The organism is Modicisalibacter xianhensis, from assembly GCF_900113605.1.
GTDB lineage: Bacteria > Pseudomonadota > Gammaproteobacteria > Pseudomonadales > Halomonadaceae > Modicisalibacter > Modicisalibacter xianhensis.
The window spans coordinates 1-12,634 of record NZ_FOPY01000020.1; the positions used below are offsets into that span (position 1 = coordinate 1).

General features: G+C 56.5%; 16 protein-coding genes and 1 pseudogene. 13 read left to right on the forward strand and 4 right to left on the reverse strand.

The annotated features are described in order from the left end of the window. Positions 1-167, reverse strand: a 167-nt coding sequence (locus BM194_RS18250; protein WP_143097624.1) for a transposase, incomplete at its 3' end; no start/stop codon positions are given. Positions 168-435: 268 nt separating this feature from the next. Then, entirely contained in the window at positions 436-870 is a 435-nt protein-coding gene (gene cadR, locus BM194_RS18255; RefSeq protein WP_008175821.1) for a Cd(II)/Pb(II)-responsive transcriptional regulator, read from the reverse strand. Between the two features lie 98 nt (positions 871-968). On the opposite strand from cadR, the gene BM194_RS18260 reads away from it, so the two are divergent. The 6 genes and pseudogenes from BM194_RS18260 (at position 969) to BM194_RS18285 (ending at position 6,561) form a co-directional block, all read left to right on the forward strand. After that, on the forward strand, positions 969-1,865 hold the full coding sequence (locus BM194_RS18260; protein ID WP_008928737.1) for a cation efflux transmembrane domain-containing protein: 897 nt from the start codon (positions 969-971) through the stop codon (positions 1,863-1,865). A gap of 142 nt (positions 1,866-2,007) precedes the next feature. Then, a complete protein-coding gene (locus BM194_RS18265; RefSeq protein WP_009686175.1) occupies positions 2,008-2,769 on the forward strand; it encodes a ZIP family metal transporter in 762 nt (253 codons plus the stop codon). A 294-nt stretch (positions 2,770-3,063) separates the two neighbouring features. Next, positions 3,064-4,503, forward strand: a complete 1,440-nt coding sequence (lnt, locus tag BM194_RS18270) for an apolipoprotein N-acyltransferase (protein WP_009686176.1) — start codon at positions 3,064-3,066, stop codon at positions 4,501-4,503. A 53-nt stretch (positions 4,504-4,556) separates the two neighbouring features. Beyond that, on the forward strand, positions 4,557-5,078 hold the full coding sequence (lspA, locus tag BM194_RS18275; protein ID WP_008930575.1) for a signal peptidase II: 522 nt from the start codon (positions 4,557-4,559) through the stop codon (positions 5,076-5,078). A gap of 128 nt (positions 5,079-5,206) precedes the next feature. Beyond that, a pseudogene (locus tag BM194_RS18280) lies at positions 5,207-6,014 on the forward strand (ISL3 family transposase); the annotation flags it as partial. A gap of 52 nt (positions 6,015-6,066) precedes the next feature. Next, positions 6,067-6,561 carry a protein-disulfide reductase DsbD N-terminal domain-containing protein gene (locus BM194_RS18285; RefSeq protein WP_092849849.1) on the forward strand — a complete coding sequence of 165 codons (495 nt, stop codon included), beginning with the start codon at positions 6,067-6,069 and terminating at the stop codon, positions 6,559-6,561. On the opposite strand, the gene BM194_RS18290 is transcribed toward BM194_RS18285, so the two are convergent. Together BM194_RS18290 and BM194_RS18295 are read right to left on the reverse strand one after the other, a co-directional pair. Beyond that, positions 6,541-7,230, reverse strand: a complete 690-nt coding sequence (locus tag BM194_RS18290; RefSeq protein ID WP_092849851.1) for a class I SAM-dependent methyltransferase — start codon at positions 7,228-7,230, stop codon at positions 6,541-6,543. The genes BM194_RS18285 and BM194_RS18290 overlap by 21 nt on opposite strands. A 120-nt stretch (positions 7,231-7,350) precedes the next feature. Then, positions 7,351-7,767: a MerR family transcriptional regulator gene (locus BM194_RS18295; RefSeq protein ID WP_092849854.1), complete on the reverse strand. Its 417-nt coding sequence runs from the start codon at positions 7,765-7,767 to the stop codon at positions 7,351-7,353. A 331-nt stretch (positions 7,768-8,098) separates the two neighbouring features. On the opposite strand from BM194_RS18295, the gene BM194_RS18300 reads away from it, so the two are divergent. The 7 genes from BM194_RS18300 to BM194_RS18335 all read left to right on the forward strand — a co-directional run bounded on the left by BM194_RS18300 (position 8,099) and on the right by BM194_RS18335 (position 12,628). After that, positions 8,099-8,380, forward strand: coding sequence for a hypothetical protein (locus BM194_RS18300; RefSeq protein WP_092849963.1), 282 nt, complete (start codon positions 8,099-8,101; stop codon positions 8,378-8,380). A 70-nt stretch (positions 8,381-8,450) separates the two neighbouring features. Then, complete coding sequence (locus tag BM194_RS18305) at positions 8,451-9,146, forward strand: SCO family protein (protein ID WP_092849858.1); 696 nt, start codon at positions 8,451-8,453, stop codon at positions 9,144-9,146. A gap of 52 nt (positions 9,147-9,198) precedes the next feature. Then, positions 9,199-9,639, forward strand: coding sequence for a DUF411 domain-containing protein (locus tag BM194_RS18310; RefSeq protein WP_092849860.1), 441 nt, complete (start codon positions 9,199-9,201; stop codon positions 9,637-9,639). 18 nt (positions 9,640-9,657) lie between these two features. Further along, entirely contained in the window at positions 9,658-10,221 is a 564-nt protein-coding gene (locus BM194_RS18315) for a TlpA family protein disulfide reductase (RefSeq protein WP_092849863.1), read from the forward strand. A gap of 331 nt (positions 10,222-10,552) precedes the next feature. After that, on the forward strand, positions 10,553-11,296 hold the full coding sequence (locus BM194_RS18325; RefSeq protein WP_092849867.1) for a cytochrome c biogenesis CcdA family protein: 744 nt from the start codon (positions 10,553-10,555) through the stop codon (positions 11,294-11,296). Positions 11,297-11,400: 104 nt separating this feature from the next. After that, the gene (locus tag BM194_RS18330; protein WP_244891007.1) at positions 11,401-12,189 is read left to right on the forward strand and encodes a WD40/YVTN/BNR-like repeat-containing protein; all 789 of its coding nucleotides are present in this window, start codon (positions 11,401-11,403) and stop codon (positions 12,187-12,189) included. Beyond that, complete coding sequence (locus BM194_RS18335) at positions 12,182-12,628, forward strand: c-type cytochrome (RefSeq protein WP_092849872.1); 447 nt, start codon at positions 12,182-12,184, stop codon at positions 12,626-12,628. Before BM194_RS18330 ends, BM194_RS18335 begins: the two co-directional genes overlap by 8 nt. Positions 12,629-12,634 lie beyond the last annotated feature (6 nt).

Genomic DNA, 12,634 nt, shown 5'->3' on the forward strand with positions numbered 1-12,634 from the left:
TGGGGCAGCATCTCCCAGGGAATGCCCGAGCGCAGCACAAACAGGATGCCCGTCAAGGCTGCGCGATTGGAGATGGGAGGCCGGCCACCGCGTGGCCTGGGCGTCGGTGGTGGCAGCAGTGGCTCGACAATGGACCAGAGTTCGTCGGATACGATTTTCTTAGCCATACCGAAAATCTAGGAATGACTGAAGGGGTTTTCAAGGTTTTGAAAGGCACTCTTAATCCGGATACCCATTTTTTGGTTGATTGGCTCATATCATGATGACGGAACCAACCATCAGCTCAGCGGATTACCTGGTTGATGACGACTCTTCTTCACGGCCCCTGCAAGTTTGCAGCAACGCCCAGGTTCGCATGCCGAGATACGCAGTGAGGCTTCGCGATCAACACACCATGCATTCACAATGTCACTGCAAGGTCCGGCATGTCTCTGCTCAGTCCTTACGGCCTGAGCTAGCCCTATACAGCTGTTGTTTGCTCTCCTCGCTGATCCCCGTCAGGATGCCGCAGGCATTGATCTCCCGACCCTCGTTGCAACTCGCCCTCAGTGAAACGAGTTGTTGCTCAAGCGCTTGCAGAGCAGTTATCTGCGACCGCACATGAGAGATGTGGTCATCGAGCATGGCGTTGACGGCGGTACAGGGCTGGCGAGGGTCGTCCTGATAGCTCTGTAGCTCGCGAATCTCTGTCAGTGACAGGTCCAGAATTCGGCAGCGGCGGATAAAGGCAAGCCACTCGCCATGCTTCTCGGTATAGACACGGTAACCATTCTCCTGCCGTTCTGGCGGCGGCAACAGGCCCTGCTGCTCATAGAAGCGGATCGTCTGCGTGTCGATACCCGCTATCTGGGCTAACTGACCAATGCGCATCAGGCTTACTCCTCAACGGATCATCTGTCCCATTGACCTTATAGTAGCTATATAGTTTTTAATACTAGCAATCTATGTTGGTTAACTGGAGCCGTATCGTGAGTAAAGCCTGTGGTGGCCCATGTAGCTGCGATGCAACGCCTGCAGCGGATACCGATATGCCGGTCTCCTCCGAAGCGTCAGGGGAATGGGTCAGCGTGTATGCTGTGCCGAAGATGGATTGTCCCTCAGAAGAACGGATGATCCGCTTGGCGCTGAACGGCTTTGATGAGATTCGAACGCTGTCCTTCGACTTGTCGAACCGCCGATTGGAGGTCGTGCATGACGGCGAGGCTGAGCCCATTACCGCGAAACTGGCGACCTTGGGGCTAGGCGCCTCTCTTCAGGAAACCGTCATTGCCGACCCAGAGACGATCAAGGCCGCTGAGAGCTCGGCAGTCTCTGCTACGCAGGAGTCAGGCACTCTGCGCGTGTTGCTCGGTATCAATGCGATCATGTTCGTGGTGGAAATGACTGCTGGCCTGATCGCCCAGTCTACCGGCCTGATCGCTGATTCCCTGGATATGTTTGCCGATGCAGCCGTCTATGGCCTGGCTCTCTATGCCGTAGGGCGCAGTGCGAAAATGCAGGTACGTGCCGCGCATCTGGCAGGGGTACTGCAACTGATTTTGGCTATCGGCGTACTCGTCGAGGTGGTGCGACGCTTTGTTTTCGGTAGTGAGCCTGAATCGCTGATGATGATGGCGATCGCCTTCGTCGCGTTGATCGCCAATACCGGTTGCCTGCTGTTGATATCCAAGCACCGCGAAGGCGGCGCGCATATGAAGGCAAGCTGGATATTCTCGGCCAATGATGTGGTGATCAACATGGGCGTCATCGCCGCCGGTGCCTTGGTCGCCTGGACGGGGTCCAGCTACCCTGACCTGATTATCGGTACCATCGTGGGCCTGATCGTCCTCAACGGCGCTCGGCGCATCCTGGCGCTCAAGGGGTGAGGCTGCACGGTACGCAGCTATCGATGCCTGGGACACTTGATCGAAGTGGCTGTACAAGCGCGCTAGGCCTGAACGACAGCATATAGCGCGAAGGCTCGGAGCCAGCAAGGTAGCGTATCTAGGAATCAACCAAGGAAGGAAGATGATGGATAGTATCTGGCTGGTACTCGGCCTGGCGCTGTTGCCCGCCTTAGGCAATTTTAGTGGTGGGCTCGCTGCGGAGGCCTCCCGAACTACCGGGCGCCGTCTCAATTACGCCCTTCACGGCGCTGCCGGCCTCGTCATTGCGGTGGTGGCGGTTGAAATCATGCCGCGCGTGCTAGAGAACCTCTCAGCCTGGGTAATCGCCCTCGCTTTCGCGCTGGGCGGCATTGCTTACGTAGGTATCGAGAAGCTCGTTGAGAGTCTCCAGAAGCGACAAGGCCAGCAGGGAGAAGGCGGTCAGACGAGTGTCTGGATGATCTATATCGCCGTATCCATCGACCTGTTCAGCGATGGCCTCCTGATCGGGGCGGGGTCGGCGGTCTCACCGTCGGTCGCGATAATCCTGGCGGCGGGTCAGGTTCTCGCCGATGTTCCTGAGGGCTTTGCGACGATCGCCACCATGAAAGATAAAGGAATCCCTCGTAGCAAGCGGATACTGCTCTCTGCTTCCTTCGCGATTCCTGTGCTCTCGGCAGCCGTCTTTGCTTACTTCGTACTCAGGAACCAGCCGGAGGCATTTAAGCTAGCGGCACTGACGTTCACGGCAGGCCTTCTCACGGTCGCTGCCATCGAAGATATGGTCTCCGAGGCTCACGAGAGCGGTGACGATACGCACATCTCACCGCTGGCTTTCATAGGCGGCTTCGTCCTGTTCGTTCTGGTATCAGCGGGCTTGGAAGGGGTGGTATCGCAAAGCTAACGTACTGCTCCCCAACACAGCCACTGTCGTGCTGGCCGAATACGAAGCAGCTCCCAGCTTACGGCGCACCTAGTCGAGTCCAGAAACATTCACTTTGCCACCCTGGCCAGCCGGCCGAATGAATTGACGCAGCTTGATTAAGCGGAGCAAGAAAGCATGAGCCACAGGGTTGATCCTGGATTCGGAGGCGAGAGAGCATTGGGTGATAAGTGCGCGCTACCCTCTAGCCTATACACGGGCGTGCGCTATAAGCCGCTTCTGACAGGGGGGATGGCTCTACTTGCTGGAGGCGCCATGCCGCTTGCCTTTGCCCCTGTGGGCTGGGCATGGCTTGCGGTGATCGCTCTGGCAACATTTTTTGTCCTGACCGCGCAGTCTTCAAGGCGTCAGGCGCTGTGGTCGGCCTACCTCTTTGGCCTTGGCTACTTCGGCGTGGGTGTCTCCTGGGTCTTTATCAGCATTAGCCAGTACGGCAATGGCCCCGTGGTGGCGGTGTTAGTCACGGCGGCCTTTGTCTCGCTGCTCGCCCTCTTTCCATGGGGCGTCGCGTACCTCGTGCGCTGCCTGCGCCCTGAGATGGATGCAATGGCACTCTGGCTAGGGCTACCTGCGGCATGGGTGCTGAGTGAATGGATGCGCACCTGGTTCTTGACCGGCTTTCCCTGGCTCTTCATTGGCTACAGCCAGACCGACACCACACTTGCCACTATCGCTCCCGTCTTTGGCGTGCTTGGCGTGAGTTTACTGGTGGCACTTCTCGCTGGCGGGCTTGCCTGGGTTGTCCAGGGGCCAAGCCTGCGCCGTGCTGCGGTAGTCGGTGCCGTGTTAGTCGCTACCCTCGCCGGCTTGCAACTGCTGGATCGTGAATGGACGCAGCCAGCCGCTGACCCGATCGATGTCGTCCTCTTGCAAGGAAACATCGCGCAAGACAAGAAATGGGACCCGAGATACCGGGACATCACACTTGAGCGCTATCAGGCGCTTACCGCGCAGCATCTCGGAGCCGATATCGTGATCTGGCCAGAAGCGGCAATCCCGATGTGGCATGACCAGGCCAAAGCATATCTTGCTGAGCTTGAGGCGTTAGCCGATCAGGCAGGCACATCGTTAATGATTGGCGTCCCGGTACGCGAGGCGGAGGGCCGTACCTACAACGCCGTGGTAAGCCTCTCCGATCCCTCAGGCTTCTACTACAAACGCCACCTGGTGCCCTTCGGTGAATATGTTCCGTTTCGGGATCTTTTGGGGTCGGCCCTCGACGTGCTCGGGGCGCCCATGTCCGACTTCACACCGGGACGGGAAGCGCACGTCCTGAATGCAGCAGGGGTGCCCGTAGGGGCACTCATCTGCTACGAGGCGGTCTTTGGTGCCGAAGTCACTGAGCTTCTGCCCGAAGCGCAGTTACTGGTGAATGTCAGCAACGATGCCTGGTTCGGCAGCTCGCTCGGCCCCCTCCAGCATTTCCAGATGGCACGCATGCGTGCCATCGAAACCGGACGTGACCTTCTTCGAGCCACGAACACCGGTATCACAGCAGCCATCAATCATGAGGGCAAAGTGCTCAAGCGTGCTCCGCAGTTCGAAGTGGCCACCCTCAGCGCCGAAGTGACACCGCGAACTGGCGCGCCCCCTTATGTGCGCTGGCGGGATTGGCCTGTCCTTGGCCTGACCGCACTCGGACTCGGCCTGCTCCTGCTCCGTCGAATTCGTCGGCATCATCGGTTGGGTACATGACGCTTGTTATTTAGCAGCGAGCAAATTCTAGATTGGGTCAGGAGGAAGGGGATATGTCTACTTATGGCAGTCGGCTCGCAGAGAAAGCCCACGAGCCGGGAAAGGCGATGCGCTGGCTGTGGCTCTCGCTCCTGTTACTGTTTGTCGATCAGGCGAGCAAGTACCTTGCCAGCACCATGCTAGCGCATGGTGAAAGCGTGCCTGCCGCACCCTTCTTCAATTGGGTCCACCGCCACAATACGGGGGCGGCCTTCAGCTTTCTCGCGGATGTCGGCGGTTGGCAGCAGCCGCTTTTCATCGGACTGGCCCTGGTTATCTCGATATTACTGGTGTACTGGCTTTGGCGTTCACCACGCGTACTGAGTTATCGGCTCGCCCTCAGTGCGATCCTCGGCGGCGCGTTGGGCAATGTCGCAGATCGCTTGCGGTTAGGCTACGTAGAGGATTTTCTCGATTTTCACTATGCCCAGTGGCACTGGCCATCGTTCAACCTAGCGGACGTATGGATCTTCCTCGGTGTCGCCCTCTTTATTTGGGCGGAAATACGACATCAACCAGGCAGCCGCCGCCGCTGAATCGCCTAGCGTCTTCGCTATCGCATGCTTGACTTCCGGAATAGGCGCGTCCTGGGCCTTGATAAGGCGGCACGCCTTCATGAGCCAGCTGTACGTTCCTGATGCACGACTGCTGCCAAGGGCTCTGCTGCATCCTAACCAATCTGGAAGAGCACCCTGCTGGACCTGCTACCCGGTCGTCAGCAAGAGAGGGTGACAAGACGCCTCATGAGCATGGCCAACCGCCACCAGGTCGAGATCGTCAGCATGGACATGTGGAAGCCCTACCGCCGCGCCTTCCAGACGGTGCTGCCACAGGCCCGTATCGTGGTCGATAAGTTCCACGTCGTGCGCATGGCCAACGAGGCCTTAGAGAAGATCCGCAAAGGCCTAAGGAAGGAGTTGAAGCCCAATCAGCGCCGGACCCTCAAAGGTGACCGGAAAATCCTGCTGAAGCGCGCTCACGACGTTTCAGACCGCGAACGGCTCATCATGGAGACCTGGACAGGAGCATTCCCCCCAGCTCTTGGCGGCTTACGAGCACAAGGAGCGCTTCTACCATATCTGGGACTGTACCAATCGGCGTGGTGCCGAACAGGCTCTCGCCACCTGGATTGACAACATCCCTCAGGGGCAGAAGGAGGTTTGGAAGGATCTCGTCAGCGCCGTCAGTGGCTGGCGTGAAGAGATGCTGACCTACTTTGAGACCGACTCCCGATCACCAACGCTTTCACGTAGTCGATAAACCGCCTAGCCAAGGACAAAAACCGTGATGGCCGGGGCTATTCGTTCGAGGTAATGCGAGCCCGGATGCTCTATACCACCAAGCACAAGAAGAAGGCGCCACAAGTCAAGGAATCCCCGTTTCTGGGCAGAGCCACCATGACCTACAACATGGGACTCCCCGAGCCTGAGAAGAACTTCGGTGTCGATCTATCAACCTTCTGGAAGGACTAAGGGTTGGATGGGGCTGGAAGGCCCATCAACCACTTAATCCGGATACCCCATTATGTTGGCTACATTCACCCAGGCACATGCCAGTGAAGGCCTACGGCTGGACAGCGACAAGCGTCGGAACGTCGAGCCCCTGTTCTTGGGCAAGTTTCTCCCGGTTAAGGAAGCCTTCCGGGCCAGTGCATGGCGAAGCGATGAAAAGCTGTTCGTTGGGTTTGAGAGTGCTCCCGGCTATTACCTGCACCGACACCAGTTTGCCCTTGAAAGCCGCGATCACATGGTCAGCTTCGGTGAGCTGGAGATCCCTCCGGGAGAGCTTGTCGTTCATCCTCAACTGGGTGAAATATACGTTTTCTATAACCAAGTCGTGCTCAGTGCTCCCATCGTGTCGGAAAGCGCGGATACTGGCCCATTGGCCATTACGGTGACGTTCCAGGGCTGTTCGGACGATGGACTCTGCTACCCGCCAGCTCAGACGGAATTGGAGGCGTTCGCCGGTTCGGCTCCCGTCACATTTGCCTCGGGTCAGCTACCCGCTGAGGCTTTGTGAGTCAGTTTGTACAGGTACGCTGCTGGTGTCCTCTCTTGGCTTTGCTGCCCCGTTCGGCAGTTGTGCTCGTCCCTCGTACATGTATGTCATGATCTTTAGCGGTCCGAGATAATCCTTGGCTACGCTGATGACGTCAAACCCTGCACTCTGCAGCAAAACATCTGCTTCACGATTCAGATGGCAGCCTCCAGCGCAGCGCTTCCAGAGCGGTGTCATGCGATGCTGCCAACGTGCCACCCGAGATTCTGCTGAGAGGCCGTGTTCCGTGAACAGGAACTGTCCTCCAGGCTTGAGGACTCGGCGCGCTTCGACGAGCGCCTTTTCGATGTCAGGAATCGTACAGAGTGTCCAGGTACATAGGACGGTATCGACGCTCTGATCAGGAAGTGGGATCCGCTCGGCGCCGGCTTGTAGCACTTCTACTTGAAATGACGCTTTGGCAATACGCGCCCGAGCCAGTTCGAGCATGCCTTCCTCGGGCTCTAGCGCATAGAGCCGCTGGACCTTTGCAACGTCGTAGTAGGGCAGGTTGAGCCCCGATCCAAAGCCAAGTTCTAGCACGATGCCCTGAGCTTGAGATGCCAAGCGTTGGCGGTATGCTTCGAGCAAGTGTGTGCGCATTGCCAGATGCATGAGACGCGGCAATACATGGCGGTTATAAAGTCCCATGGCATTCCATATTGTTTGCAGAGTTCCACATTCAGGCCAATGCTGCCTCGAAAATAGGCTCTATCGATCACTGCTGGCTAGTGCCGGTTATGAGCGGGCCGCCTCAGCATGCAGATAGCGCTAAACGATAACAGGTTGCGATAAGTCGTCTACCAGCTGACTGACGAGATGGCCAGTAGGGACGCCACCGGGGGTATCTCGCCAAGCCTCCAAAGCCTGGTCCATTCGCTCGGACAAAGCCTGGAATTCCTTAATGCGTGAGCGAACTTGGGGTAGCTGATTGGCCAGAATATCCTGTGACTTAGAACAGGAGATGTTTTCCTGCATGGCCTCGCCTAGCAGGCCTTTAATCTCCCCAAGGCTGAAGCCCAGCATGCGGAAGCACTGAATAAAGCATAGTCTGCTAAGAGACTCATTGTCGTAGCGCTGATAGCCATTCTGTGGATCGCGCTGCGGATGTAACAAACCCTCGCGGGTGTAATGGCGTACGGTTTCCGCCGTTACTCCGCCTGCCTGAGCGAGTTCGCTGACTTTCATGGGGGCTCCCCTGCGATGACAACCTGGGTAGTCTAGGACGCTAGGGCGGCCCCAAGGTCAAGAGGAATTGGACAGAGAGCGCAGAAGAGAAAGCGCTTGACCTTAAAGTTACCTTCAAGGATATGGTTCATTGAAGCAGTTGCTTGGAGAGGGCGTATGGCCATTGGCCTGGCCCTTGACCTGCAGGTAGGCCATAGGTTCTAGAGTCTTTCTGCTGGTAATGGTAAGCGAGCGCCGCCGAAAGGCATGTTCCAACAGACTTGGGCACTACGCGATACCAAAACAGCAACATGAGAAACACAGCTTCTCACCCGATATGAGGGACGACATCATGCGAAAGATACGCAACGTAGCGCTCACCGCCGCCATCATCACCGTGGGCACCTTCGGTGCCGGTTCTCTCCTCGCGCAGGAAAATGAGCAAAATGAACAGGCGCAGCCCAATGGCATGCAAGGCAACATGATGGGCGAGGGCAACATGATGGGTGAAAATGGCATGCATGGAAACATGATGGGCATGATGGGACAGATGCACTCCATGATGGAAAAGTGCAATGCCATGATGGAGACGATGCAGCAGGAGCAGGCTGAAGGCGCCGAGACTAGCGCATAACTAACAAGAGGCTGCTCCAGACCGTAATGGAGCAGCCTCTTTCCATGCTGGTCATGCCAAGGATATACAAATGAGTCAAGAACGGTACTCTCCGTTATTCGCTCTCTTTTTGTTCGCCAGCTCTCCTTTGCTTGCTCACTCGCTTCAGGATGCCGAAAAAGAAATCCAAGAGCAGGAAGACTACGTACAGTTCGTTGATCGTCTAGCTCCGGAATTTGCTTTGGCTGATACCAGTGGCAATACAGTTTCCTTGTCGGAATTCCAAGGTAAGGTCGTCGTACTAAATTTTATTTATACCCGCTGTGCAGACGCTTGCCCACTGCACATGGATCTGATTTCCCGTGTGCAGGAACAGATCCATGAAGCGGGTTTGCATGACGCTGTCGAATTCATCACGATCGCGACAGATGGTGGGGATATTGCAGTTACGCGAGCCAATATGCAGGCCTATGGTAACAATTTTGGCCTAGAGGCTACTAACTGGCGTTTTCTTTACCGTCACGAAAATGAGCCTGCCAGAACGACCCGCCGGTTAGCCGAATCTTATGGGCTCAGGTTCGATCCTGTCGCCGAAGGTGTACAGGCACATGGCGTTGTCACCCATGTTATCGATCAGACGGGGCGGATGCAGGCACGTTTCCATGGACTTAAATTCGAGCCAGAGCATTTGACCTCTTATGCCAAGGTATTGGTGGAGGTCCCAGAGGCCTTACCTGGTGGCATTTGGGATACTTTGCAACACTATATCGAGAACATGACTGGCTAGTTTCCTTGTAGGGATAGGCAAGCTTTAAGCATTAACTTAGAGATGACAATCAATGAAATACGTTAAAAAATTGGCTTTTACTGCCCTGCTGGCGTTCCCCCTTTCAGGCCTCGCTGCAGAGACGCCGGCGACGCTTTACAAGAACCCGAATTGTGGATGCTGTGCTGGGCACGCAGAGTATCTTGAAGACAATGGCTTCGACGTTGAGGTGATCGAAACCAATGACCTGTCACAGGTTAAAGCGGAACATAACGTTCCCGAAAAGCTTTACGGGTGTCACTCTACGCTGATCGGCGACTATGTCTTCGAAGGACACGTCAATGCTGAAAGCATCAAGCAGGTGTTGGAGGACAAGCCCTTTATCAAAGGCTTAAGCGTACCTGGCATGCCGCTAGGATCGCCGGGCATGGGGGGAGAAAAACAAGGGCCGATCGAAGTCTATACCTTGGCATTCCAGCCAACCGATTCGCCTGAAGTTTATGCTACCTACTAACGCCAGTATTGGACAGTTATGACATCGGTCATTATCAAGCGGAGCGTGGCGATTGCATGCCTAATGACGCTGGCCCCAATCGCTGCTGCCAGTCCGCCTGAAGGCCTCGGTCCGCAGGGCTTCATGGTGTGGGAGAGCCCACGCGACTTGCCTGAATTGGCTTTCGAGGATGGCCAGGGCAAGCCATTGACTCTTGCCGATTTCCAAGGCCAGACAGTGCTGCTGAATATCTGGGCGACATGGTGCGGCCCCTGCCGAGAGGAGATGCCCACCTTGGATGCGCTGCAGGCCGCATTGGGCGGAGAGGCGTTTGAGGTCGTCGCCCTGTCGATCGATCGCAAGGGGATCGAGGTCGTGCAGGATTTTTATACAGACGTAGGTATCGAGCACCTCCGCCAATATATCGATATCACCGGTATGGCTGGAACCAAGCTTGGTGCGGTTGGAATCCCGACGACGTTATTGATCGATCCCCACGGTGACGAGATCGGGCGCCTGGTGGGTGCAACAGAGTGGGATAGCCCGGCAATGACCGAGTTTCTTGAAGAAACCATTAGACTTTCGAAAGAGGTATCACAATGAGCTGCTGTAGTGGCAATAAATCTAACCAAGGTCAGGAACAGCCAGGACTCAAAAGCTTGCTGTCAGGCCCGCGCCGCTTATGGCTCTTGAGTGCCGTAATCGCGGCTGGCGGCCTCGCCCTGGGCTGGGAACAGCTGGTCATACTCGGCATTGCCCCGATTCTGGTGTCTCTCCTGCCATGTCTGCTCATGTGTGGGGTGATGTGCCTGATGCACTGCAAGAAGGACAAGAAAGATGCGACTGCCAGCCAAAGTGAAACGGCGGCACAGCAGGCCCACGCTGAAGTGCCTCCTACAGCCTCCAAGGAAACGGTCTAGCGTGCAGTTGAGGCATGTTTGAAGTCGCCAACATCGGCCTGCTCACGGCGTTTCTAGCAGGCCTGATTTCGTTCGTTTCCCCCTGCGTTCTGCCACTGGTGCCTGGCTATCTCTCCTTCGTGGCCGGTCGCACGCTGAGTCAGATTCAGGAGGCGAATCGGTGTGAACGACTTAGGGTGATCACCCAGTCGTTATGGTTCGTGCTCGGGTTCTCCACGATATTTCTGATTCTGGGAGCCAGCGCCACGGCCATCGGTCGTTTACTCCTGACCTACCGTCAGGAAGCGAACCTGATAGGTGGCGGCATCGTCATCCTGTTCGGGATACTCATGACCGGCATACTCCCGCTTCACTGGCTGCAGCGGGAGTGGCGCTTTATGGGAAAGCTCAAGGAAGAGGGCGGCGGACCCGGCGCGGCTTATCTGCTGGGCGTCGCGTTCGCTTTCGGCTGGACGCCCTGTATCGGACCAATACTAGGCGCCATTCTTACCGTTAGCGCTTCGACTGCCAATGTCTCTAGCGGTTTGGCACTACTTGCAGTCTACTCGCTGGGCCTCGGTATTCCTTTCCTTCTCACGGCCATCTCGCTCGACCGATTCCTTCAGCATCAGAAGCTCCTGCGTCGCTGGGGGCGACCCATGCACATCATGGCTGGTCTCATCATGGTAGGCATGGGCGTGCTGATGATTACAGGCCAACTGACTGCATTGTCCTACTGGCTGCTAGCGACGTTTCCTGCACTAGGCTCCATTGGTTAATGCTCTTCGAGGATATTTTCAAGCGCAAAACAGCGAACCACTTCTTACGCGCCGTATCGTTGGCAGGCCTTGCTGTAGCCAGCCTGGGAGCAGCGGGGGGAGCGATGGCAGCCGAGGCCATGCTGCCTGCACTGAGCTATGACCAGGCAGGCAATCGGTTACTCAAGGTCGAAGACAATGCACTTTTACAGAGCGAGAACGGCGGCAAGACCTGGCAGGATATCACTCTGCCGTCTGCTGTGGAGAGAGGAACATTGATGTCAGTGGCCATGCCGGCAGAAAGTGGCGATGTTATGTATATTGCCGGCCCCACTATCGGAGTGCAGCGTAGCGAAGATAATGGCAGGTCCTGGCAAGCCCTTAACGAGGACCTGCCCAGCCAGAATGTGATCGCTTTTACCGTACATCGCAACCAGCCGAAGACGCTATATGCCGTGATAGCCGACGATGGGCTCTATCAGAGCGAGGACGCAGGCAGATCATGGAAGAAAATGGACAGCGGGCCGACGCAGACCATTCGACGCCTCGTTCACTCCGATATGGAAGGCAGCATGCAGACAGGTTGGCTCTATGCAGTTTCCGATGATGCCGTACGCCTCTCCATGGATTGTTTCTGTGGTTGGCGCTTGAGTGGCGATCTGGATGCCGGCCAGGTTTATGACGTGGCCTATAACGTCAATGAACCCAAGCAGGTCTTCGTAAGTACCGAGCAGGGATTGTTCCGAAGCAATAACGGCGGACAGCAATGGGAGCCGATAGCTAGCGAGGGCGAAGAGGAAAAGAAAGTCGCCTTGGCGTTGGCATCGGAAGGCACTCTCTACGCATTGGAAGCTGACGGCGATCTCGTGATCAGCGAGGACCAGGGTAAAACTTGGGAAGCTCCCGATGCGTAGCGCCCAGCGGTTCATGGTCGTACTGATCGTGACCTCTTTCACCGGCCCTGCTCTGGCCGGTGGAGAGCCAACCAAAGATGTGACCGAGCCGCTGGAAGCGGGCAAAAGAATATATCGGCAATACTGTGCCAGCTGCCACGGCATCGAGGGAGATGGCCAGCCGAACTGGGAGCGTCAGAACGCGCTGGGTGAGTTACCGGCCCCTCCACATAATCCGGAGGGGCATACCTGGAAGCACTCCGATGCCATGCTCTACCGGATCATCGCAGAGGGATGGCATGACCCTTGGAACAAGACCGAGCGGCTGACCATGCCAGCCTTTGGTGATGTGCTGTCTCCACAGCAGATTCAGCTTGTTGTCAACTACCTGAAGACACTCTGGACGCCGGAGCAACGGAGACATCAGCAGGAGGAAAGCCAAGATGCGCCGTTTCCGTGAGAGAGA

Excerpts from the sequence above, each read along its gene's own strand:
- cadR (WP_008175821.1), bottom strand. The coding sequence starts at position 870 with ATGCGCATTGGTCAGTTAGCCCAGATAGCGGGTATCGACACGCAGACG.
- BM194_RS18265 (WP_009686175.1), top strand. The coding sequence starts at position 2,008 with ATGATGGATAGTATCTGGCTGGTACTCGGCCTGGCGCTGTTGCCCGCC.
- lnt (WP_009686176.1), top strand. The coding sequence starts at position 3,064 with ATGCCGCTTGCCTTTGCCCCTGTGGGCTGGGCATGGCTTGCGGTGATC.
- lspA (WP_008930575.1), top strand. The coding sequence starts at position 4,557 with ATGTCTACTTATGGCAGTCGGCTCGCAGAGAAAGCCCACGAGCCGGGA.
- BM194_RS18285 (WP_092849849.1), top strand. The coding sequence starts at position 6,067 with ATGTTGGCTACATTCACCCAGGCACATGCCAGTGAAGGCCTACGGCTG.
- BM194_RS18290 (WP_092849851.1), bottom strand. The coding sequence starts at position 7,230 with ATGGGACTTTATAACCGCCATGTATTGCCGCGTCTCATGCATCTGGCA.
- BM194_RS18295 (WP_092849854.1), bottom strand. The coding sequence starts at position 7,767 with ATGAAAGTCAGCGAACTCGCTCAGGCAGGCGGAGTAACGGCGGAAACC.
- BM194_RS18300 (WP_092849963.1), top strand. The coding sequence starts at position 8,099 with ATGCGAAAGATACGCAACGTAGCGCTCACCGCCGCCATCATCACCGTG.
- BM194_RS18305 (WP_092849858.1), top strand. The coding sequence starts at position 8,451 with ATGAGTCAAGAACGGTACTCTCCGTTATTCGCTCTCTTTTTGTTCGCC.
- BM194_RS18310 (WP_092849860.1), top strand. The coding sequence starts at position 9,199 with ATGAAATACGTTAAAAAATTGGCTTTTACTGCCCTGCTGGCGTTCCCC.
- BM194_RS18315 (WP_092849863.1), top strand. The coding sequence starts at position 9,658 with ATGACATCGGTCATTATCAAGCGGAGCGTGGCGATTGCATGCCTAATG.
- BM194_RS18325 (WP_092849867.1), top strand. The coding sequence starts at position 10,553 with ATGTTTGAAGTCGCCAACATCGGCCTGCTCACGGCGTTTCTAGCAGGC.
- BM194_RS18330 (WP_244891007.1), top strand. The coding sequence starts at position 11,401 with ATGGCAGCCGAGGCCATGCTGCCTGCACTGAGCTATGACCAGGCAGGC.
- BM194_RS18335 (WP_092849872.1), top strand. The coding sequence starts at position 12,182 with ATGCGTAGCGCCCAGCGGTTCATGGTCGTACTGATCGTGACCTCTTTC.